The 21,667-nt window shown below is 73.6% G+C and carries 20 protein-coding genes and 1 riboswitch; of the genes, 11 read left to right on the plus strand and 9 right to left on the minus strand.

What is annotated here, in order from left to right:
- The first annotated feature begins 201 nt into the window (after positions 1 to 201).
- Positions 202 to 284: riboswitch (cobalamin riboswitch) on the plus strand.
- A 182-nt stretch (positions 285 to 466) separates the two neighbouring features.
- The 6 genes from QQS16_RS04235 (at position 467) to QQS16_RS04260 (ending at position 5,549) form a co-directional block, all read left to right on the plus strand.
- The gene (locus tag QQS16_RS04235) at positions 467 to 1,495 is read left to right on the plus strand and encodes a FecCD family ABC transporter permease (protein ID WP_286066221.1); all 1,029 of its coding nucleotides are present in this window, start codon (positions 467 to 469) and stop codon (positions 1,493 to 1,495) included.
- A 2-nt stretch (positions 1,496 to 1,497) separates the two neighbouring features.
- Positions 1,498 to 2,268 (plus strand): ABC transporter ATP-binding protein, encoded by a 771-nt coding sequence (locus tag QQS16_RS04240; protein WP_286060259.1) that lies wholly within the window; start codon positions 1,498 to 1,500, stop codon positions 2,266 to 2,268.
- Between the two features lie 11 nt (positions 2,269 to 2,279).
- Positions 2,280 to 3,281 (plus strand): ABC transporter substrate-binding protein, encoded by a 1,002-nt coding sequence (locus QQS16_RS04245; protein WP_286060260.1) that lies wholly within the window; start codon positions 2,280 to 2,282, stop codon positions 3,279 to 3,281.
- 554 nt (positions 3,282 to 3,835) lie between these two features.
- Positions 3,836 to 4,684 carry a serine/threonine protein kinase gene (locus QQS16_RS04250; RefSeq protein WP_286060261.1) on the plus strand — a complete coding sequence of 283 codons (849 nt, stop codon included), beginning with the start codon at positions 3,836 to 3,838 and terminating at the stop codon, positions 4,682 to 4,684.
- A 162-nt stretch (positions 4,685 to 4,846) separates the two neighbouring features.
- Positions 4,847 to 4,999, plus strand: a complete 153-nt coding sequence (locus tag QQS16_RS04255; RefSeq protein WP_286060262.1) for a hypothetical protein — start codon at positions 4,847 to 4,849, stop codon at positions 4,997 to 4,999.
- A 40-nt stretch (positions 5,000 to 5,039) separates the two neighbouring features.
- The gene (locus QQS16_RS04260) at positions 5,040 to 5,549 is read left to right on the plus strand and encodes a carboxymuconolactone decarboxylase family protein (protein WP_286060263.1); all 510 of its coding nucleotides are present in this window, start codon (positions 5,040 to 5,042) and stop codon (positions 5,547 to 5,549) included.
- Positions 5,550 to 5,707: 158 nt separating this feature from the next.
- Here QQS16_RS04260 and ykgO read toward each other — a convergent pair whose 3' ends face one another.
- The 3 genes from ykgO to rpmG are packed head-to-tail and all read right to left on the minus strand — an operon-like array spanning position 5,708 to position 6,339.
- Positions 5,708 to 5,830: a type B 50S ribosomal protein L36 gene (gene ykgO, locus QQS16_RS04265; protein ID WP_037649517.1), complete on the minus strand. Its 123-nt coding sequence runs from the start codon at positions 5,828 to 5,830 to the stop codon at positions 5,708 to 5,710.
- Between the two features lie 37 nt (positions 5,831 to 5,867).
- On the minus strand, positions 5,868 to 6,128 hold the full coding sequence (locus QQS16_RS04270; protein WP_286060264.1) for a type B 50S ribosomal protein L31: 261 nt from the start codon (positions 6,126 to 6,128) through the stop codon (positions 5,868 to 5,870).
- 46 nt (positions 6,129 to 6,174) lie between these two features.
- A complete protein-coding gene (gene rpmG / locus QQS16_RS04275; RefSeq protein ID WP_286060265.1) occupies positions 6,175 to 6,339 on the minus strand; it encodes a 50S ribosomal protein L33 in 165 nt (54 codons plus the stop codon).
- Positions 6,340 to 6,606: 267 nt separating this feature from the next.
- Here rpmG and QQS16_RS04280 point away from each other — a divergent pair, with 267 nt between their 5' ends.
- Positions 6,607 to 7,614 carry an AraC-like ligand-binding domain-containing protein gene (locus QQS16_RS04280; RefSeq protein WP_286060266.1) on the plus strand — a complete coding sequence of 336 codons (1,008 nt, stop codon included), beginning with the start codon at positions 6,607 to 6,609 and terminating at the stop codon, positions 7,612 to 7,614.
- A 95-nt stretch (positions 7,615 to 7,709) separates the two neighbouring features.
- Here QQS16_RS04280 and QQS16_RS04285 read toward each other — a convergent pair whose 3' ends face one another.
- The 3 genes from QQS16_RS04285 to QQS16_RS04295 form a co-directional block, all read right to left on the minus strand.
- Complete coding sequence (locus tag QQS16_RS04285) at positions 7,710 to 9,998, minus strand: helix-turn-helix domain-containing protein (protein WP_286060267.1); 2,289 nt, start codon at positions 9,996 to 9,998, stop codon at positions 7,710 to 7,712.
- Positions 9,999 to 10,095: 97 nt separating this feature from the next.
- A complete protein-coding gene (locus tag QQS16_RS04290) occupies positions 10,096 to 11,778 on the minus strand; it encodes a tetratricopeptide repeat protein (RefSeq protein WP_286060268.1) in 1,683 nt (560 codons plus the stop codon).
- A gap of 99 nt (positions 11,779 to 11,877) precedes the next feature.
- A complete protein-coding gene (locus tag QQS16_RS04295; RefSeq protein ID WP_286060269.1) occupies positions 11,878 to 13,863 on the minus strand; it encodes an AfsR/SARP family transcriptional regulator in 1,986 nt (661 codons plus the stop codon).
- A gap of 120 nt (positions 13,864 to 13,983) precedes the next feature.
- Between QQS16_RS04295 and QQS16_RS04300 the strand changes: the two genes are divergently transcribed.
- Positions 13,984 to 14,862 carry an alpha/beta fold hydrolase gene (locus tag QQS16_RS04300; RefSeq protein ID WP_286060270.1) on the plus strand — a complete coding sequence of 293 codons (879 nt, stop codon included), beginning with the start codon at positions 13,984 to 13,986 and terminating at the stop codon, positions 14,860 to 14,862.
- 444 nt (positions 14,863 to 15,306) lie between these two features.
- On the opposite strand, the gene QQS16_RS04305 is transcribed toward QQS16_RS04300, so the two are convergent.
- From QQS16_RS04305 to QQS16_RS04315, 3 genes are all read right to left on the minus strand, one after another.
- A complete protein-coding gene (locus tag QQS16_RS04305) occupies positions 15,307 to 15,543 on the minus strand; it encodes a hypothetical protein (RefSeq protein ID WP_286060271.1) in 237 nt (78 codons plus the stop codon).
- Between the two features lie 283 nt (positions 15,544 to 15,826).
- Positions 15,827 to 17,359 carry a helix-turn-helix domain-containing protein gene (locus tag QQS16_RS04310; protein ID WP_286060272.1) on the minus strand — a complete coding sequence of 511 codons (1,533 nt, stop codon included), beginning with the start codon at positions 17,357 to 17,359 and terminating at the stop codon, positions 15,827 to 15,829.
- A 98-nt stretch (positions 17,360 to 17,457) separates the two neighbouring features.
- Positions 17,458 to 18,024, minus strand: a complete 567-nt coding sequence (locus QQS16_RS04315) for a GNAT family N-acetyltransferase (RefSeq protein WP_286060273.1) — start codon at positions 18,022 to 18,024, stop codon at positions 17,458 to 17,460.
- Positions 18,025 to 18,168: 144 nt separating this feature from the next.
- Here QQS16_RS04315 and QQS16_RS04320 point away from each other — a divergent pair, with 144 nt between their 5' ends.
- The 3 genes from QQS16_RS04320 to QQS16_RS04330 all read left to right on the plus strand — a co-directional run bounded on the left by QQS16_RS04320 (position 18,169) and on the right by QQS16_RS04330 (position 21,656).
- Positions 18,169 to 18,789 (plus strand): L-threonylcarbamoyladenylate synthase, encoded by a 621-nt coding sequence (locus QQS16_RS04320; RefSeq protein ID WP_286060274.1) that lies wholly within the window; start codon positions 18,169 to 18,171, stop codon positions 18,787 to 18,789.
- 196 nt (positions 18,790 to 18,985) lie between these two features.
- Entirely contained in the window at positions 18,986 to 19,921 is a 936-nt protein-coding gene (locus QQS16_RS04325; protein ID WP_286060275.1) for an MHYT domain-containing protein, read from the plus strand.
- Positions 19,922 to 20,159: 238 nt separating this feature from the next.
- Positions 20,160 to 21,656, plus strand: a complete 1,497-nt coding sequence (locus QQS16_RS04330; protein ID WP_286060276.1) for a metallophosphoesterase family protein — start codon at positions 20,160 to 20,162, stop codon at positions 21,654 to 21,656.
- The last annotated feature ends 11 nt before the right edge of the window (positions 21,657 to 21,667 follow it).

Below are 21,667 nucleotides of genomic sequence, written 5' to 3' on the forward strand. Positions count from 1 at the left end.
TCCCGACACGGCGCGCGCCGTCCTGGTCACCGGCGCACGTCACAGCCGCTGCCCGGGTTTGCGCATGCCACACAGCAAACACCCGTTCCGATGGCCGGTGTCGGGACGGGTCCGGGGTGCCGCCCGGGCCGCCGGATCCCCGTGCGGCACCCCCGCCCCCCGCCCACCCCGTCGTTTGTTACGCTCCCCGAGCCTCCCGTGGGGGAAGCCGGTGAGAATCCGGCGCTGACCCGCAGCGGTGTGCGCGAGGGACCTGGTGGTCCGTCCCGCGAGCCCGATTGCCCACGGCGAGGTCGCGACCCGTTGACTGCTCGCCGTGGACTGCGAGAGGGGACCGCGCGGCCGTCGCGCCGTACGGGCTGCCTCCTTGACGTTTCTCAGGCGGCCCCAGGCGAAGGACCGCCCGACCGTGCAGCGAAGCCTGTCCCCCGCCCCGACCGTCGCCGCGCGCCGCGGCCGAAGACCGGTGTCCGTCCTGCCCCTCGTCCTCGGACTGACGCTGTTCCTGCTCGTCTCACTGGTGTGCGGCGTGGGCCTGGGCGCGGCGGGGATCGGCTGGGGCGACGTCCTCGGGTTCCTGTACGCCGGGGTGACCGGCGGGACGGTGCGCGGGGCCGACGCGGCCTCGTACACGATCGTCTGGGAGATCCGGCTGCCGCGGGTGGTGCTCGGCGCCGTCGTCGGGGCGGGTCTCGCGACCGTGGGGGTGGCGGTGCAGGCGATGGTCCGCAACGCGCTCGCCGATCCGTTCGTGCTGGGCATCTCCTCCGGTGCGGCGGTGGGCGCCAACGCGGTCATCCTGCTGGGCGCGTTCGCCGGACTCGGGGTGTGGGCGCTGTCCGTGTCGGCGTTCGGATCGGCGCTCGCGGCGATGACGCTGGTGTACGCGATGGCCCGGTCGCCGCAGGGGCTCACCCCGCTGCGGCTGATCCTGACCGGGACGGCGCTGGCGTACGGCTTCGAGGCGCTCACCACCGTGATGGTGTTCGGGGCCGCCCGTGGTGAGGCGGCACGCTCGGCGATGATGTGGCTGCTGGGCAGCCTGGGCGGCGCGAGCTGGGTCCAGGTGCCGCTCGCCGCGGTGACCGTGACGGCCGGGTGGCTGTGGCTGCGGGTGCGGGCGGAGGCGCTCAACGCGCTCGCGATGGGGGACGAGACGTCCGCCGCGCTGGGTGTCCCGCCGGGGCGGCTGCGCCGGGAGCTGTTCGTCGTGACCGCGGCCGTGACCGGGACCGTGGTCGCGGTCAGCGGCGCCATCGGCTTCGTCGGGCTGATGGTGCCGCACGTGGTGCGGATGCTGGTGGGCGCCGACCACCGGCGGGTGCTGGCGGTGGCCCCGCTCGTCGGCGCGGTGCTGCTGGTGTGGGCGGACGTCCTGTCCCGGCTCCTGCTCGCGCCCGCGGAGCTGCCCGTCGGAGTGATCACCGCGGTGGTCGGGGTGCCCGCCTTCCTGCTGCTGATGCGGCGCGGCGGCTACGCGTTCGGGGGGCGGTGACCATGCGGCTCGACCTCACGGGCGTGACGGTCGAAGTGGCCGGGTCCCGGCTCGTCGACGACGTCCGGCTCACCGTGGACAGCGGGGCGTTCGTCGGCCTCGTCGGCCCGAACGGCAGCGGCAAGTCGACGCTGCTGCGCTGCGTGTACCGGGCGCTGCGGCCGGACGCGGGAGTGGTGCGGCTGGACGGCGACGACGTGCGGGCCCTGCCTCCCCGGGCTGCGGCCCGGGTGCTGGCCGCGCTGCCGCAGGAGTCGTCCGCCGAGTTCGACTTCACCGTCGCCGAGGTGGTCGCCATGGGCCGGCAGCCGCACCGGGACCGTACCGCCGCCGACGACCGGGCGGTGTGCGCGGACGCCATGGACCGCACCGGTGTCGGTCATCTCGCCGGCCGGGGCTTCCTGGCCCTGTCCGGCGGGGAGAGGCAGCGGGTGCTCATCGCCCGGGCGCTCGCCCAGCGGCCGAGGGTGCTCGTGCTCGACGAGCCCACCAACCACCTCGATGTGGCGCACCAGTTGGACGTGCTGTCCCTGGTCCGGGCGAGCGGACTGACGGTGCTCGCCGCACTGCACGACCTGAACCTGGCCGCCGCGCACTGCGACGTGCTGTACGTGCTCTCCGGCGGCCGGATCGTCGCCTCCGGCCCACCGCACGACGTGCTCCGACCGGACCTGCTCGCCGAGGTGTTCGGGGTCCGCGCGCATCCTGTACGGCATCCGGAGACCGGTGCCGTCCAGCTCCTGTTCGACCGGCTCCCGACCACCGCCCCGTAAAGGACCCCGCCATGCGCAAGCTGCTCGCCGCCGCACTCTGCCTCGTCGCGACCGTCACCGCCTCCGGGTGCGGGGCGGAGGTCGAGCCGTCGTCGAAGGACGCGAGGTCCGCCGCGGTCACGCTCACCAACTGCGGCCGGAAGGTCACCTACGACAAGGTCCCCGAGCGCGTGGTCACCAACGACGTCGGGATCACCGAGCTGATGTTCGCGCTCGGTCTGGAGGACCGTATGGCCGGGTTCGCGATGCCTGACGACAAGGGCGACCTGAGCGAGGTGCCCTGGCAGGACGGCTACGACACGGTGCCGTGGCTGTCGAAGGACCAGCTGACCAAGGAGGTGGTGCTCGACGCCCGCGCCGACCTCGTGTTCGCCGGCTGGAACTACGGCTTCCGGGACGACAGCGGCTTCACGCCCGACGCGCTGGAGAAGCTCGGCATCCCGTCGTACGTCCTCACCGAGTCCTGCCGCAACGGCCGTACCGAGAGCTCGCGCGGGGTCATGCCGCCGCTTCAGGCGCTGTACGCCGATCTCACCAACCTGGGGAAGCTGTTCGGTGTCGAGGAGCGGGCGGCCGCGCTGGTCGCCGGCTTCGAGCAGCGGATCGCCGACGTCCGGGCGAAGGCGCCGCGGGGCGCGGCGCGGCCGAAGGTCTTCCTGTACGACAGCGGCCAGGACCAGCCGTTCACCTCGGGCCGTTACGCCGCCCCCGAGCAGATCATCAGCGAGGCCGGCGGGACCAACGTCATGCACGACGTCGAGGACTCCTGGACGACCGTCGGCTGGGAGAGCGTCGTGCGCCGGGATCCGGACGTCATCGTGATCTGCGACTACGGGGACGTCAGCGCCGAGCAGAAACGGGAGTTCCTGCTCTCCTACGCGCCGCTGCGGGGCGTCTCGGCGGTCCGGCACCGGCGGATCGTCGTCCTCGACTACGCCGACCTGGTCGAAAGTCCCCGCAACCCGTCCGCCGTCGCCCGGCTCGGCGCGTATCTGCGGTCGGTGGCGGGGTAGGGCGCACCTGCCGGACCGCGCGGCGGGCAGCGTGCAGCGGCCTGTGCCCGTGCCCGGCGCTCCGTGGTGGCATCGGGGCCCGGGCAACCGGGAAACGCCGGAACTCTGCGCCGTCGTGCACCGCCCGCGCTGATCTCGGCGCCGGAAAATACCCGCTGATCATTCGGGAACGCGGCGCGGGGAAGCCGGGCCGGTATATCCGGGAACCCCGGTGAGGTCGCCCACGCCGTATTCGGCCACCGGAACCCGTATGAACGGAAGGATGTTCGGCACCGGATCCGCGGCCGCGCCGGACCAGGTGCCCGGGCGGCCTCCGGTCGTCACGGGAGCGACCGCTGCGACCGGTCCTCCCGTGCACCCCCCTGAAGGCTTCTTCGCGCCGGTGGGACGGGGTTTTCCCGGCACGGACACGTCCGGATGCGCGGGTCCGGTCGGGCCGGCGCGCGGCAGGGCGGACGTGCGGGGAGAACGACCTGTTCAGGCGCTCCGGAATACCCGGCCGAGCCTCTAGAATTTTCGACGACCACGACGGGGGAACACGGGGGAAGCGTGTTATGGACACCGTTATCGTGCAGTTGCCCGACGAAACGCCGGCCGCGCACCGAGGAATTCACCGGATCCCGCGGCTGCTGCACATGGGGCCCGGTGAGACGAAGGACTTCGGCCGGGGAGCGCCCGGCAGCACGCCGGCCATCGTGCTGACCGATCCGGGTGTGTCGCGCCACGCCGGACTCATCGAGGCCGCCGGGGACTTCTGGCGGCTGTCGAACTTCAGCGCCACGTCCACCTACGCGGTGGAGAACCTCGAAGGAGCCGGCGAGTACATCAAGGTGGCGCCGGGGCGGCTCGGCGCGCCCGTCCCGTTCGAGTTCTCCCGGGTGGTGCTGCCCGCCCTGGACGGCACCGCGACCTTCAAGGTGTTCGCGCCGCAGCACGCGTACGCGCAGGACGGGGCGGGTCCCGACTACGGGGAGCGGACCGTCAGCCCCTTCTCCCTGGACCCGACCTCGAAGTACTTCCTGGTGCTGGTCGCGCTGTGCGAGCCCCGGCTGCGCAGTTCCTCCGGCGCTGCCCTGCCCGGCGCCGGGGAGATCGTGGAGCGGCTGCGTCCCCTGGAGTCGTGCCGCGACCTGACCCGCTCGGCGGTGAACTACCACATCGACTACCTGACGTCCGCGAAGCTCCGGCTGCGGACCGTCCACGAGGACGACCTGACGGCGAACGGCCCGAAGGACGGCGGACGGGTGGGCGCCAAGCGCGAGGACCTGGTGACTCTGGCGCTGCGGTTCAACCTGGTGCACGAGGAGCACCTGGCCCTGCTGCCCCGGCGCATCGCCCCGCCGGCCCGGTCCCCGGGGTCGGGAGCGGCGGCAGCGCCGGCTCCCGCGCACGAGTGCCGCTGATCCGCCGGGGCCCTGACATCTGTCAGGTGCCTCGCCGCCTCCACTCCTCCCTGTCGTGCTGAGGTCGGCCCAGTGCCGTGCGGCACCGCGTCACACAGGGCCGTCGGGACGCACACGTGGCGGACCGCCGTCAGGGAGCCCGGCGGCGGCGACGTCGCCCGGGTGAACAGCCTGGGCCTGCGGGGCGGTGTGAAGATCGCGGAGGTCCCCGACCGCTGGCGCCGGTCCGCCGCGCCGGCACCGGTCGTGCGCGGCGCGGTCGGCCGACGGACCCGGGCCCGCCTTCCCGGCGCGGCCGGGGTCCGCGGCGCGTGATAGGACGATCAGCGAGAGATCGCGATCGAGGAGTGCACACGTGACAGATACGGCAGCGGCGGCCACCGGCGTACGGGTCTTCGTCGACAAGCAGAGTCCGGAGGCCTACCGCGCCCTGACCGCCACGGCCGAGGCCGTCCGGGGCGTCGCCGCCGCGGCGGGACTGGACCGGCCGCTCGTCGAGCTGGTGAACATCCGGGTGTCCCAGATCAACACCTGCGCCTACTGCCTCAACCTGCACACCAGGGCCGCGCTGCGCGCCGGCGAGACCGTCCAGCGCCTGGGTGTCCTTCCGGCCTGGCGGGACACCGATCTGTTCACCCCCCGGGAGCGGGCCGCGCTCGCGCTCGCCGAGGCCACCACGCGCCCGGCGGACGCCGGGACACAGGAGAGTGCCTACGCCGAAGCCCGGGCCGTGCTGTCCGACGACGAGATATCGGCGGTGATCTGGGTGGCGATCACGATGAACGCCTTCAACCGGGTGTCGGTCATGAGCAAGCATCCGGTGCGCGCCGTGCCCGCCTCGCCACCGGCGACCCCGTCGGCCTGAGGGCGTGCGGCCAGGCCGTGTGAAACGGCGGCACAACGGGTCGGCGTTCCCATCGGCCGGACGACGTACAGCCCGGCCGGGCGGCACGGCACCCGGCACGGCGGCCGGCCCGGCCACCGCGCAGTGCGGGGCCGGGCCGGCCGGGTGGACGCGCCGCCTCAGCCCTGGCGTGCCTTGAAGCGCGGGTCCTTCTTGTTGATCACGAACGTCACTCCCCGGCGGCGTACCACCTGGGCCCCCGGCTTCGACTTCAGCGAGCGCAGGGACGCGCGTACCTTCATGTCCGTGTCCTCCTCGTGTGCGAAGACCGCGGCCCGGTCAGCGGTGGGCGCCGGACGCGGTGCCGTAGCGCCGCTCGAACCGCTCCACACGGCCCGCGGTGTCCACGACCCGCGTGGTGCCGGTGTAGAACGGGTGGCTGGCCGACGAGATCTCGACGTCGATCAGCGGGTAGGTGGTGCCGTCCGTCCACTCGATCGTCCGCGACGCGGGCGCGGTCGAGCGGGTGAGGAACGTGGCTCCCGCCGCGCGGTCGCGGAAGACGACCGGGCGGGAGACGGGGTGGATGGCGTGCCTCATGGTGTGTCCTTTCCTACGGCTGTCCGGCGAGGGGTGACGGTCCGTCTCACCTCGCCTCGCGGAAGGCGACGTGCTCCCCGGCCACCGGGTCGTACTTGCGCAGGACCAGCCGGTCGGGATCGGTGAGACGGTTCTTGCGCGTCACATAGGTGACGCCGGTCCCGGCCGTCGACCTCAGCGTGACGACGGGACGCACGGTGTTGCGTGCCATGAGGTCCTCCTTCCGCCCACATCGCGGGTTTCTCGGTTTCTTGGCCCGCGCATGTCAGCTACGTGGGCGTCAACGCAAGCCCCCACCGGTACATTCCCGCCCGCGCGAAGCCAGGTACGGGCCTGGTCGGAGCCTCGGCGGGAGCGCCTCGAAGACGCGCCGCTGTTCTTCCTGTTGTTCTTCCTGGTGCGGGCGGACGGCCCGGGGTGGGATGGAGCGCGCCGCACGGTCGGCAGCCGCGTCACGATCCATCAAGGAGCAGTCGTCATGTGCAGCACCCTGTCGACCTCTTCGCTGTCCCCGTCCGACCGCGCGGAGATCCGGCGGGGCGCGGTCTCCCTCAGGTTCGTGCCGCTGCGTGTCGGCCTCTCCGACGCCGAGTCGGCCACGGCCGCGGTCACCAGCCGCCGGCTGGGCCCGCTCCGGGTCTCGACCGTCTCCGCGGGGCCGCGGAGGGCCGTACGGGATCACCGGATGATCACGCGGGACGGCGAGACCCACCTCACACTCACCCTCCAGCACCGCGGAACCGCCCGGCTGGTCCAGGACCGGCGTGAGGTGCTCCTGGAACCGGGCCAGTTCGCCCTGTCCGACTCCGCGCGGCCGTTCCTGCTGGAGCTGCCGGAGCCGTTCGGCTTCACCGCGTTCGACGTGCCCAGGTCCTCGCTCGATCTGGCGGGCCGGGACGTGCGGGCTCTCACCGCGCGGGCGTTCTCCCCCGGCGCCGGGTGCGCCGGCGTCGTGGCGGCCTACCTGGGAGCGTTGGCCCGCGACGCGGCGGACGTCACCCCGGAGACGGCACACCAGCTGGGCCTGACCGCATGCGACCTGCTGGCCGCCCTGGTCCGGGAGGAGCAGGGCCGGCCCGCCCCGGAGACACCCGAAGCTGCCCGGGCGATGCTGACCCGGGTCCAGACCTACGTGCTGAGGCACCTGGCCGATCCGGGACTGGCCCCGCCGGCCGTCGCGGCCGCCCACCACATCTCGGTCCGGTACCTGCACAAGCTCTTCGAGCGCGAGGACACCACGCTGGCCAAGTGGATCCAGGCCCGCCGGCTGGACATGTGCCGTCGGGACCTGGCGCGCCACTCGCTGCGGGGGCCCGGTGTCGCGTCGGTGGCGCGGCGCTGGGGTTTCGTGAGCGCCGCGCACTTCAGCCGCGTGTTCCGGGCCGCGTACGGCATGTCGCCCACCGAGTGGCAGGCCGAGGTGCGATCGGGCGGACCCGCGCCCACTCCGGCGGACGAGGCGCTCTCCGGCACGCGCGAAGGGTGAGCGGAACCGGGAGGGGGGAGCGGGCGGTGGGGTCGGGCAGGAGGACGGGCCGCGAGAGGCGGACCGGTGGCGGCGCACCGAGCGCGGGCCGTGCGTCAGGGCGGCGGCGCGGCGCCCTCGTGCCGCCAGCTCTCCCGCACCGCGTTCGCCTCGTCCAGCCACCGGTCGGACCGGGCCTCGGTGAAGCAGCGGACGGCGTCCTCGATCATCACCACCGCCTCGTCGCGCCGGTGCAGCGCCCACAGCGCCTGCGCCTTGCGCATCGCCGGTACCCCGCGGTTCAGGGCGATGCCCACGTGGGCGTCCAGCTCCAGCGCCCGGTCGCAGACCTCGTTCGCCGCCTCCCAGAGGCCCAGGTCCAGCAGGACCAGCGCCTTGCCGGTCAGGGCGTTCATCACCGTGAGGTCCGCGATGTGCGGCGCCGGAGCCGTGCTCGGGTCGGTCAACCGCGCCACGGTGGTGTCGAAGACATCGACGGCCTCCTGGAACCGGCCCGCCGCCCGCAGGTTGAGCGCGAGGCCGAGGAGCGCCTGCGGGTGGCCCTCCTTGTCCCCCGCTGCGGCGAACAACTCCGCGGCCCGCCGCGCCTGGTCGACGGCGGCCCCGAACTCCCCCGAGTCGGTGGCGGCGTAGGCGGCGTACGTCAGCGACCACGCCTCCTGCACCGGACTGTCCGCCCGGCGGGCGAGCTGGGCGGCCTCCAGGGCGAGAACCATGGCGTCGGCGGGCCGGCCGAGGCAGTTGCTGAACGCCCAGGCGAGGTAGTTGGCGTGGGTGGCTTCGAGTCCGGGGTCGCCGAGCGCGTGGGCGGCGGACCGCGACAGCGCGAAGACGGTGTGCCAGTGTCCCCAGTGGATCCAGCGGTCGGAGAACCAGTGCATGGACTCCGCCACGTCGACGACCGTGCGGTGCGCGCCGGCCGCCGCGGCGGCACGCAGGGCGGCGAACCAGTTGACGCTCTCCGACCGCAGCCAGTGCTGGGCGGAGGGCGCGTCGTGGAGGTCGACGAGCGGGCCGTCGACGGTGCCCGGGGCAAGGCCAGGTTCGAACCACTGGCCGGCGGTACGGGCGGTGTCCAGGAGCCAGGTGTCCAGCGCCGCGCGGGCCGCCTGTCGTTCCTCGGGGCTCTCCTCGTCGCACAGACGCTGGTAGGCGTACAGCCGCACCAGGTCATGGAACGAGGCCCGGTCGTCGCCGCCGGCGTTCAGCAGCCCGAGTTCGATGAGCTCGTCCGTAATCCGCTCCACGTCCGGGGCATCGGACGAGGTGAGCGCGGCTCCGAGGGCGGGTGAGAAGTCGGGACCGGGCACCAGCGCCAGCCGTCGGAACAACTGGCGCGCGGGGCCGGTCAGTTGCTCGTAGGACAGAGTGAACGCCGACTTGATCCGGAGGTCTCCGGCGGTCAGGCGGTCAAGGCGCAGGTCCTCGGCCGCCAGCCGGTCGGCCAGGCTCGTCGCGCTCCAGGCCGGACGGCTCACCAGGCGGTTGCCGGCGATGCGCAGGGCCAGCGGCAGGCCGCCGCAGAGGTCGGCGACGCGCCGCAGGGAGGCCGTGTCCCGCTCGTGCGTCCCGTGCCCCGCCCGGTCGGCGGTGATGGTCGCCAGCAGGGCGGTGGCCGCGTCGGCCGCGAGCGGGGGCGGCACGAGACGCCGGGCGTGTTCGATGCCGGTCAGCGCGCGGCGGCTGGTGATCCAGAAGGTGCAGGTCCCGCCGCCGGGCAGCAGCGGGCGCAGCTGCGCCTCGTCGGCGGCGTTGTCGAGGATGACGAGGACGTTCCGGTCGCGGACCAGGCGGCGGTGGAGCACCTGGCGTTCCTCGGGGTCGGCCGGCAGGTCGCGTTCCCGCACGCCGAGTGCCTTCAGCAGTCGGGCCAGCGCGTCGTGGGGGTCCAGCGGCTCGGCGTCCAGGCCGCGCAGGTTGAGGAACAGGCGTCCGTCGTCGTAGCGCTGTGCCTGCCGGTGGGCGGCCTCGACGACCAGTGTCGTCTTGCCGACTCCGGGGGCACCGGTGACGACGACGGCGTGCGTGCCCGCTGCCGGTCCCGGTCCGGCCGTGTCGAGCCAGTGCAGCTCCTCGTCGCGGCCGGCGAAGTCGGGGACGGCCGGCGGGAGGTCGCACAGGCCGAACGTGGTGGGCCGGGTGCGGCGTCGGCCGTCCCGGGCGGCGGCGAGCAGGGCGTCGGCGTCCTTCCCCACCAGGCCGAGGGCGGCGGCCAGCGCCTGGACGGTGCGCGCCTGCGGTCCTTTGCTGTGACCCCGTTCCATGTCGCCGATGGCGCGGTCACTGACGCCCGAGGCCTCGGCGAGTTCCTCCAGCGTCAGGCCGGCGGCGTGCCGGAATCCGCGGAGCAACGGTCCGAGGGCGTCCGGTTGCGGACCGACCACGACAGCATGTTCCTCTCAGCGACGACGCCCCAGCCTACCGAAGAAACGTGCCTGCTCCGGGCCGGTCCGCCCGGAGGGGACCGGCCCGCGGCGCGGGTCAGTCCCCGCAGCAACCGTCCCCGTCGCCCGCTCGGGGGTCGGTGTCGAGGCGGCAGAAGCACGACGCCTCGACGGGTACGTCGGCCAGTGCGGCGGCGGTGCGCAGGTGCTGGGCGACGATCCGTGCCTCCCCCGCCCTGCCCAGGCGGACCAGGCACTCGTGGAAGCCGTGCAGGGCCCACACGTTGCCCGGGTGCTGGAGGGCGCGCGGGAGCGTGTCGTCCAGACCGAGGTCGGCGCGGTAGACGGCCTCGGCCTCCGCGACGCGGCCCTGTTCGAGGAGCAGGGCGCCGTAGGCGTGGCGGGTGGGCTGCATCCAGCCCCAGGGCTCGTCGTAGGGGAGGTTGTCGTCCAGGTCGATCGAGCGTTCCAGGGCGGCGAAGGCTGCGTCGAGATGGCCTTTGCGGTACTCCAGTTCGCCGTCGAGCATCGCGGAGGCGATGGCGAGGATGTCGGCGCACGTGTTGTTGAACAGCATGCGGCTCTCGGGGACCCGGGCGACCGCCTCGTGGAACAGCCGGCGTTCGGTCTCCGCCTCGGCGACCCGGTGGGTGGCCGAGAGGGCGACACCGCGGGCGTAGTGGAGCATCGCGGTCGTCACGCAGTGGAGCTCCGGGTCGGCGGGCAGGGGCAGGGCCAGGATGTCGGCCCAGCGGCCGAAGCGGATCAGGACATGCGCCCGCATGGCGAGGAAGCCCTCCAGCCAGTCGGCCATGGGCGGGCTCTCCACCCGCAGCAGTTCCTCGGGGATCGACGCCTCCAGTCGCGCGGCGGTCTCCAGGGCGACCTCGCACTGGCCGAGGAACATCGCGCCGTAGATCTTGAAGTGGTAGTTGTGCGACCGGTACAGCGTGTAGAAGTTCATCGCCCCGGCGCGTGCGTGGACCTTCTCGTCCGCGAGGATCGCGGCACTGTTGTCCGACACCACCCGCCGGTAGTCGCCGCAGAGCACCTCCAGGTGCGAGGGCATGTGGTGGAGGTGGCCGGCGTCCGGGACCAGGCCCCGCAGCCGGTCGGCGACGGACAGGGCCGCCTCGGGAGTCGGGGACATCTCCATCAGATGGACGTACAGGTGCAGGGCGCCCGGGTGCCGCCGCCCGGCGTCGGTGGCCAGCACCCGGTCCAGGACGGCCTTGGCCTCCAGCGTGCGGGCCCCGTCGGCCGGCTCACCGCTGCGCAGGTCCCACAGCTGCCAGGGCGTGAGGTTCATCAGCGCGTCGGCGTACAGCGCGGCCACGTCCGGGTCGTCGGGGGCCAGGGCGTGGACCGCGCGCATGCTGTCGGCGTACGGCTCGTTCCACACCGAGCAGTCGTCCACCGGCTCGGCCCGCGGATAGCGGGCGCGCAGCGCGCCGATCAGGGCCCGTTCCACGGGGGTGGCGTCGGCGGACTTCTCGTGGGCCAGTTCGACGGCGGCGTGGGTGCGGTCGACGGTCCGGGTCAGCTCCTGGCCGTCGAAGAACTCCCAGGGCTTGTTGTAGTTCGGGCCCAGGGCGTAGGCGATGCCCCAGTGGGCCATGGCGCAGTCGGGATCGGCCGCGGCCGCCGCCTCGAAGCAGGCGACCGCCTCCTCGTGGTGGAAGGCGTACGTCCACACCAGCCCGCGGTCGAACCAGAGCTGGGCCTGTGCCGACGAGGTCGTCACGGAGCGGCCGTGCGTGCCGAGGTCGTAGTACTCCATGGCTGACTCCTGACGGTCCTGCCGCTCGGCGGATGATGTCCCGGAGTCGATTTTCCCCGATTTCCCGCTCCCTGCCGGGGACATTCCCGCCGTGCGCACCTAGGAATGCCGCAGTGCGGTGGTGAGCGCGTCCAGGTACGCGGAGACCGGGCCGAGGGTCAGCACACCGCTGCCGGCGCCGGCGAGTTCGCCCGCGGCCGGTGCGAGCGCGGTGTGCGCCCGTCGCATCGTGGCGTGGTCGCCGACCCGGAGCGCCGTGTGCGCGAGGAGCCCCCACAGGGCCTCGTACAGCAGGTCGCGCGGCGGGGCGGGCACGGACCCGAGCAGGTGTACGGCCTCGTCCTCCCGGCCCTCGGACGCCAGCAGCAGCGGGCGCGCCCACGGCTCGTACGGACCCCAGTCGCAGCGCGGACCGGGGTCGAAGGGCTCGTCGTGGCGCACGTGCAGGCACAGCAGGGCCAGCGGCAGCAGTCCGGACTCCAGGCCGGGCATTCCGGCGCCGTCCAGGGTCATGGCGGCGTCGCGGTAGGCGGACGCGGCGGCGGGCAGGGGCGCCGTCAGCGCCGTGCGCAGCGCGCGGTACCACGTGGTGAAGACGGACACCAGGGGGAGTTCGTGGCGCTCGGCCAGCGCGTCGGCGGCCGTGGCGTGCCGGTCGGCTCCGGCGAGGTCGGACCGGGCGCACCGGGCCTGGAGCCGGATCAGGTGGCCGAGCACCTCGTACGTCACCAGGCTGGTGCGCGAGGCGAGGGAGAGGATCTCGGTGCCGATGGCGTCGCGGCGGCCGGCCAGGCCGGCGGTCTCGAAGGTCTGCATGAACAGCCCGTTCAGCGCGAACGCGAGCAGCGAGGCGTCACCGAGCCGGCGGGCGAGGTGTTCCGCCTGCCGTGCCGCCTGGAGGGCGCGGGCACCGGAGGCGGGTCCGTCGGTGGGCAGCGTGCCCCGGGACTCCACCGCGACGGTGGCGAGCAGCCGGGCCCTGGCCGCGTCGTGCGGGCCGGCGGGCAGCAGGCGCAGCGTCCGCTCGGCCGCCCCGACGAGCCGGTCGGCCTGGGCAGGGTCGTCGCAGCGGGTCCAGATCGCGGGCACGTCGTAGACGCCGATGACGCGGGCGGTGAGTTCCGGGTCGCCCAGCTGTTCCGCGGCGGCCACGGCGGCCACCCGGTGCCGCCGGGCCGCTTCCAGGCCCCCGCCGCCGGTCACCGCCAGATCACGCATCAGGCCCGCCGTCGACTCCAGGCGGGTGCGCGCACGGGAGGGGACGACACTCTCGTACGCCGCGGTCGCCTCCGTCCACACCTGGGCCGCGGTGCCTCCCGGACCGGGGGCGAGGTGGGCCGCGTGGCGCAGGACGTCCTCCTCCATGCGGGCCAGCCGTGGTCCCGGGTCGACACCGAGGTGCTCGCGGAGCAGTCGCCGGGCGCGGCGCAGGACGGACAGGGCGTCGGCCTGGCGTCCGGACCGGTACAGGGCGAGGGCGAGCAGCTGCCAGGCGTCCTCCCGCCAGGGGTGGTCCGCCACGTGGGCGTCCAGGTCCGGGACCGCCTCGGTGGCGGTTCCCCGCGCGATCTGTGCCTCGGCGCGGCGTTCGACGGCGGTCAGCCGAAGCTCCGTGAGCCGGGAGCGTTCGGCGCGCGCCCAGGATTCCCCGGCGCAGTCGGCGTAGGCGGGGCCCCGCCACAGGGCCAGGGCGTCGTCGAGGACGGCCACGGCCCGGGCGGGCGGGACGTGCGCGAGGGAGCCGACGAGGCGTTCGAACCGCCAGGCGTCGACGCCGTCGGGGTCGGCCCGCAGGGCGTAGCCCGGGCCCTCGGTGACCAGGAGCCGGGACGCCGTGCGCGGCGCGCGCTCCGGCTCCAGCGACCGCCGCAGCCCGGCGACGAAGGTCCGCACGGTGCCCACCGCGTCGGCCGGAGGTTCCGCCCCCCACAGGTCCTCCACCAGGCGCGCGACGGGCACCACCCGGCGTCGGGCGACGAGGAGGCGGGCCAGCACGGCGCGATGCCTGGGGCCCTTGAGCGAGCGGGGTTCGCCGGTCCGGTCCCAGGCGGCCACGGGGCCCAGGACGCCGAATTCCACTCGCACCGCGCTCCTCGCCCTTCCCCCACGCCTGCCGTCACCTCAACGTACACGCGTTCATCGGCTGCTCATTCGCTGCCCGGAGGCTGAGCGCATCGCCGACCGACGACCCTGGAGAGCAGAACCGTGCACCCCACCCTCACCGGATTCGACTACCGCCGCGTGGACGTCGCCGAAGGTGTCGCCCTGAACGTGGCCGTCGCGGGCACCGGCAGGCCGGTCGTGCTGCTGCACGGCTTCCCGCAGACCCACCTGATGTGGCGCCACGTCGCCGCCGACCTCGCGACCGACCACACCGTCATCTGCCCCGACCTGCGGGGCTACGGCGACAGCGACAAGCCGCGGGAGGACGGTCCGCAGACCTACGCGAAGCGGACGATGGCCGCCGACATCGTCACCCTCGCCCGGCGGCTGGGGCACGAGCGGTTCGCGCTGGCCGGTCATGACCGGGGGGCGCTGGTGGCGTTCCGGGCGGGCCTGGACCATCCCGCCGCGATCAGCCATCTGGCCTGTCTGGACGTCCTGCCGACCCTCGACATGTGGGACGCCCTGCGCGGCACCACGGCCGCGGTCGGCTTCCACCTCTACCTCATGGCGCAGCCGCCCGGCCTCCCGGAGTGGATGATCACGGCCACCGCGGACGCCTTCTTCGGCCACTTCCTCGACCAGTGGGCCGGCGATCCGCGTGCGGTCCCCGCCGAGGTCCGCGCGGCCTATCTGCGCGCCTGCCGCGAGGCGGTGCCGTCGATCGTCGCCGACTACCGGGCCTCGGCGGGCGTCGACGTCGAGCACGACACGGCCGACCGCGCCGCCGGGAACCGGCTGGCCATGCCCGTGACGGTGCTCCAGCAGGACTGGGGCGCGGCGCTCGGGTACGACGCCGCCGCCCTGTGGCGGTCCTGGGCACCGGATCTGCGGCACTCGACCGTGTCCCTGGGACACTTCATGGCCGAGGAGTCCCCGACGGACGTCGTCAAGGCGCTGCGCGACCTGCTGGCGCGCTAGTGCCGTGGCAGGCAACGTTCGCCCCGTCGCGACGCCCGGCACGCCCTCTCGCCGCACCGGCCGAAAGCCCAAGTACATCCAGTATGAGGGCTTCCGGCCGGCACGCCGAGAGCACGCACCGGACGCCGCTCCTTGACGGGCAAACGTTGCTTGCCGCGGCACTAGGTGGGCTGTCCCGGGACGTCGGTGACGGGCGACGGCGGTCCCGTCGCGGCGCCGACACGCTCCCCCACTGCCTCGGGGGCGTGGGAGGTGCCCCCACTCGACGTACGCACCGGACGCCGCTCCTTGACGGGCAGACGTCACCTGCCGCGGCACTGGTCGTCCGCCGGCGTCCCGCGCGATCCCCGCCTCTCGGCGGTGTGATGTGTCCGCGTGCCGACGGCGCAGGCCCGGTCACCGAGATCCCCTCGGTGACCGGGCCTGGGAGCGGGTGTGTCGGTGTCAGTTGCCGTCGAGCCGGGCGCGCAGAAGCTTCTTGCCCAGTTCCGCGCCCTTGCGGCTGTCCGCCTGGGCCTTGCGGAACAGGTCGGCCACCTCTGTGTCCTTCTCACGCTCCGCGTCCTGGATGTAGGACTCCAGCCGCAGCGCGTTGCTCAGGCACGCCTCCACATACCAGATCAGGTTGTAGTCCTTGTCCTGCGTGCCGGTCGCGCCGCCGGTCTCCGAACTGCTGGTCATTGGGACCTCCTCCGCGATTGTCGTCGTTCCGGAGTCGGCCGAGTACCCAGCGGAACCGCGACGCAACACGACGGTCCCGGACCGGACCGCGTCGAGGCAGGTTTTCGGCCGCCGGAACGGACAGCGCGATGCCGACGACCGGTCACGGTACGTGCCGCTCCGGGCCCCTCGCGGGAGCGCGACCGGTCCCCCGTTCCGGTCGTGCCCCCGCGGTGCGTAGAACGTACGTGTCAGGCACAACGGTTGGGAATCGTGCCGGTGCCCGCTGTACCGCCCGCAGGGCTCACCCGTGCACAGGTGAGTCCGGATGACCCTGTTTCGTCCGGCCGAGGACGGGCGGTTCGAGGTCACCGACCGCCAGATGCGCGAGGACGACCTCGTAGAGATCACTGCCGGCGGCGAGCAGTCGGCGTTCCAGCACGGGTTCAGCGCTGCGGACGTGTTCGCGCACGGTCTGGGCGTGCATGCCGAGGGCCTGCGCGGCCCGTTCGGCGTTGCCGCCCGCGGCGATCCAGGTCCGCAGGGTGCGGCGCAGGTCGCGGGCGTCCGGGTCCAGCCGTCCCAGCAGGTCGTGCGCCCAGGCCCGTACGGCGGGCCCGGCCAGCAGGTCGACGAGCCGGACGGAACCCGGCTCCGGCACGGTGTCCCCGGCCGGATCCTCCGGGAGACCCACCTGGGTGTTGAGGGCGAGATGGGCGGCGGCACGGACCGTCAGGTCGGAGAAGTCCGTGTTCAGCAGGTCTTCCACCCGTTCCATGCGGGCGCGCACGGTGTTGCGGCTCACGCCGAGGACCTTGGCCGCGCTGACGGCGGTGAACTCCAGGCCCAGCCGGGTGGTCGAGAGCAGTTCGGCGCGGGTGTGGTGCGCGAGGGTGTCGAGCGGACGCAGCACGCGGGCCGTCCAGTCGCGGAGCGCGGCCGGGTCCATCAGGCGTTCGGGATGGGTGCGTTCGGCGTAGACGGCCGCCTTGTCCGGCCGGAAACGGGCGACGGCGAGCGCGCTGACGGCCTGCCCGTAGGCGGTGGCGGTACGGGCGAGGCTCTGCCGGACACTGCCGCCGAGGAACGTGCCCGGGTGCCCGTCGACCAGGGAGCGCAGGGCCGCTCCCGCCGCCTCGCCGGGGGTGACGACGATCACGTGCTCGTCCACGGCCGGGCAGCGCACGACCAGGGCCTGCTCCCGCGTCGCGTCGAGGCACTCCTCGGCGAGCCGGTCGCGTTCCTCGGCGCCGCCTTCCAGGACGTAGACGCAGGCCGTGTCCGTGTCGAGCAGGCCCGGCCACAGGCCCGCGGCGACCCGGCGTGCCGAGTCGGTGTCCTCCACCATCAGCAGTTGCAGGATCGCCAGCCGCAGATCGGCGGCCGCCCGCCGCAGACGCCGGCCTGCCGCCGCCGTCTCACGGGCCCGCAGCAGCAGTTCCACGACCTGGGCGGTGTGCAGCACGATCTCGGAGGCACGCCGGTCGAACGGAGCCGGACGCGACACGGCGAGCACGCCGGCCGTGGCCGGATGCGGACGCTGCACTCGCACCAGGCGCAGATGGCGCCCCTGTCCTTCCCAGGAGGCGGAGGCCAGGCGGCCGGTGACCAGATCCGCGAGCAGGTTCTCGTCCACCTCGACCGGGGTGCCGGCGAGGACGGCGCCGGACTCGTCCCGCAGGGAGGCGGTGCCCCGTACGCTGCCCGCGAGCCAGGCGACGACCCGGCGGACGTCCCGCCCGGTCGGCCGCAGGTGGTCGAGCAGTTCCTGCGCCCAGTCCGCTTCCACGCCGCTCGTCACCCCCGTACGAGGATCCCTTTCCTCCCGCCCAGCCACGTCGCCCCGCTCCCTCGCCCGTTGGCCTGTTTCACGCCATACCGCTCGGGACGTTACCCCACCGTTCCCAGCCGGACGCCCGCCCCGGAAGTCCGCCCTCACCGCACCCGCACGTGCCGGTGGCCGTCGAGCGGGAACGCGGGCGGCGCGGCCGGAAGCAGCGCGCTGAACGTGTACCCGCACTTGTCCGCGACCCGGCAGGACGCGGTGTTGTCCACCTGGTGCAGCAGGTCGAGCCGGGTCACCTCGCCCGCCGGGCGGGCCGTGAAGGCCCAGTCCGTCAGCGCCCGGAGCGCCCGGGGAGCGATGCCCCGGCCCCGCGCGTGGGCCGCGGTCCAGTAGCCGACCTCGGCCGACACACCGCCGGGCGCCCCGCGTTTGAGGACGACGTGGCCCGACGGCCGCCCGACGGCCGTACCGTCGTGGGTCTCGACCACCGCGAAGGAGAAGCACTCACCGCTCTCCCAGAGCCGTCGCCGCTCCCGCACCCACCGCAGCGCGCCGGCCTCGTCGTGCGGGGCGTCCGTGACCCACCGCCGCAGCGGCCCGTCGTCGCGGAAGACCGCGGCCAGGCCGGCCGCGTCCCCCGGACACCACGGCCGCAGCCGGAGCGCGGGAGCGGTCGGTGTGGCGGGGGCTGCCAGTCGTACGGCGGTGATGTCCATGACCGGAGCGTAGGCGGCCGGGCCCGCACGGCCGGGGCCGGCGCACACGCGGCCCGCCCCGCGGGCAGCGGTCCCGCACGGTCGGCGGCAGGCGTGCGAGCGCCCCCGCGCACTTCGCGCCCGCGCACCGCTTAAGCTCGGCGGATGGCGAAGTACTTCGACGTGCACCCCGACAACCCGCAGCCGCGCACCATCGCGCAGGTCGCCGACAGTGTCCGTTCGGGTGCGCTCATCGCGTATCCGACGGACTCCTGCTACGCCCTGGGCTGCCGGCTCGGCAGCCGTGACGGCATCGACCGGATCCGGACCATCCGCCGGCTGGACGACCGTCACCACTTCACCCTCGTCTGCCAGGACTTCGCGCAGCTCGGTCAGTTCGTACGGATCGACAACGACGTGTTCCGCGCGATCAAGGCGTCGACCCCGGGCAGCTACACGTTCATCCTGCCCGCGACGAAGGAGGTGCCGCGCATGCTCCAGCACCCCAAGAAGAAGACGGTCGGCGTCCGCATCCCCGACCACGTCGTCACCCAGGCGCTGCTCACCGAGCTCGGCGAGCCGCTGTTGTCCAGCACGCTGCTGCTGCCCGACGAGGACGAGCCGATGACCCAGGGCTGGGAGATCAAGGACCGGCTCGACCACGTGCTGGACGCGGTGGTCGACTCCGGGGACTGCGGCACCGAGCCGACGACGGTCATCGACTTCTCCGGCGGCGAGGCCGAGATCGTACGGAAGGGCGCGGGCGACGTCTCACGGTTCGAGTAGGACTCGCGAACGCGTCCGCGGAGGCCGCCACACCGAACGGCTCGACGAGCGCGTCTGACTGAAAGTCGTCGGCGGGTGGCCGGGATTCACCTCCGGTGAGGGGGAGTTGGCCGCCTACCAACGGTAAGCACTTGCTTTAACACTCCTTTACCCGTAGACCTTCCCCGTATCAGCGTGACTCGGGGGGAGTTGGCGGATGGAAGGCACGGTTGACGGGTTCCGCTATGGAGCGGTGACACCGGTCGCGGCGTACTTGATGGCGTGCCTGGGCGGTGCTCTGGGGCTGCGCTGCATCGTCCGCACCCTGCTGGGCTCGCCGTCGCACAAGCCCGGCTGGCTGGCGCTGGGCGCCGCCTCGATCGGGAGCGGCATCTGGACGATGCACTTCATCGCCATGATCGGCTTCAAGGTCGAGGAGACCCGGGTCCGCTACGACGCGGGCCTGACGGTGCTCAGCCTCGCCGTGGCGATCGTCGTCGTCGGCATCGGCGTGTTCATCGTCGGCTATCGCGGCGCCGACCGCACCACCCTGGGCACCGCGGGCGTGATCACCGGTCTCGGTGTCGCCGCCATGCACTACCTGGGCATGGCGGCCATGCACATCAACGGCGACTTCCGCTACGACCCGCTCGTCGTCGCGCTCTCCGTGGCCATCGCGGTCGTCGCCGCCACGGCGGCCCTGTGGGCGGCGGTCTCGGTCCGCGGCTTCCTGACCAGTCTCGGGGCCAGCCTGATCATGGGCGTGGCCGTGTCGGGGATGCACTACACGGGGATGGCCGCCGTCAGCGTCCATGTGCACGACAGCGGCAACGGCACCTGGGCGGGCGACTCGCCCACCTCGCTGCTCCTGCCCATGCTGCTGGGGCCGGTCATCTTCCTGGTGCTGGCGGGGGTGGTGGTGATGTTCGATCCCCTGCTGGTCCTGGGCGACGGCGACTGGAGCCGGGGCACGCGGTCCTCCGGCGGCGGCGTTCCGGACGCTCCGGCCGGACCGCCGCCCGCGGCTCAGCACCGTTCCCTCTTCGACGCGGTCACCGGTTCCGTACGGCGTGACGTACCCGGAGGGAGCGCGCCCGGCCACCGGCCGCCGCGCGGCCCGCACCCGGACGCCCCGCGAACACGCGGGCGCTAGTGCCGCGGCAGGCAACGTTTGCCCGTCAAGGAGCGGCGTCCGGTGCGTGCTCTCGGCGTGCCGGCCGGAAGCCCTCGTACTGGATGTACTCGGGCTTTCGGCCGGTGCGGCGAGAGGGCGTGCCGGGCGTCGCGACGGGGCGAACGTCGCCTGCCACGGCACTAGGCGGCGGTTCGGCGGGCGGGGCCTGGGGCCCTCCCCCTCTCGGACGGCGCGGGAGCGTTGTTACGGTGCACCGGTGTCTGACTCCTCACGCGATACCGCCGAAGGCGCCGGCTGGGGCACCGCGGAACGCGGCGCGTACCAGCGGCTGATGCCGTCCGAGACCCGGAAGATCTCCTGGCTGGACCCGAGGATGCTGTGGGCCGCCCGCAACGGCGTGCTCGCGTCCTGGTTCGGGGATCCCACGGGCCGTACCCGCAGCCGGTGGGTGGCGCAGCGCGCGGCGGCCGGCGCGCCCCCGGACAAGGTGATCCGGCGGGACGACCCGGACACGTTCTCCTTCATGGTCATCGGTGACACCGGCGAGGGGGACGACCCGCAGTACGCCGTCGTACCAGGGTTTCTGAAAGTCGGTCAGGACTCACGGTTCGCCGTCCTCGCGAGCGACGTGATCTACCCGGTGGGCAGCGCGGACGACTATGCCGGCAAGTTCTTCCGCCCGTACCGGGACTACCCGGCGCCGATCTACGCGATACCCGGCAACCACGACTGGTACGAGGACCTCGGCGCGTTCATGCGCGTCTTCTGCGGCGACGCCCCGCCCCTCGGCCCCGAGCCCGCGCCCCGCCCGCTCACCCGGGCCTGGCTGCGGTCGCTGCTGTGGCACCGTCCGCGTCCGCACGACGGCCGACACCTCGCCGCGGCGAGGTGGTCGCGGGCCTCGCAGGCCCAACAGGCCGTCCAGCCGGGGCCGTACTGGGCCATCGACGCCGGGCCGGTGCGGATCATAGGGATCGACACGGGGCTGCTGGGAACCCTCGACGCCGAGCAGGGCGCCTGGCTCCGCGAGGTCTCCCAGGGGCCCCGCCCCAAGATCCTCATCACCGGTGCGCCCCTGTACGTGGACGGCGAGCACCACCCCTGCGCGATCGAGGGCGGCGGCACCGTCGACGACGTGGTCCGCGACCCCGCGCACCACTACGTGGCGGCGATAGGCGGCGACATCCACAACTACCAGCGCTACCGGGTGGGCGACCGCACCCTCCAGTACGTCGTCGCGGGCGGCGGCGGCGCCTTCATGCACGCCACCCACACCATCCCGCACGTCTCCGTCGCGGACGTCACCGAGCGGGACTTCCGCTGCTATCCGCTGCGCGGCGACTCCCTCGCCTTCTACAGCCGGCTCTACGGCCGGAGGCTGCGCCTGCGCCGCTTCTTCACCCTGACCGAGGCCGAGGCGACGGCGGTCATCGCCGAGCGCCTGGGCATCCCGCCGACCCGCACCCCCGGCGCACCGGCCCGGGTCACCCGGCGCACGCGGCTGGTGGCGAGCCTGCTGGGTGCCGGTGGCCGCCCCGACCGCACCTCACGCCTGCGTCTACCGGTCCGCAAGATCTACACACAGCTGTTCTCGCCGAGCTCGGCGACCTACAGCCCGCCGTTCTTCAAGTGCTTCCTGCGCCTGGACGTCACCCCGGAGGCGGTCCGGCTGCGCTGCTACGCCGCGACCGGCAACCGCGCCCAGGAGATCGACCCGCCCGTCGAGGACGAGGTGACGATCCCGCTGACCTGACCATCCGGCTG

The organism is Streptomyces sp. ALI-76-A (assembly GCF_030287445.1).
Taxonomy (GTDB): domain Bacteria; phylum Actinomycetota; class Actinomycetes; order Streptomycetales; family Streptomycetaceae; genus Streptomyces.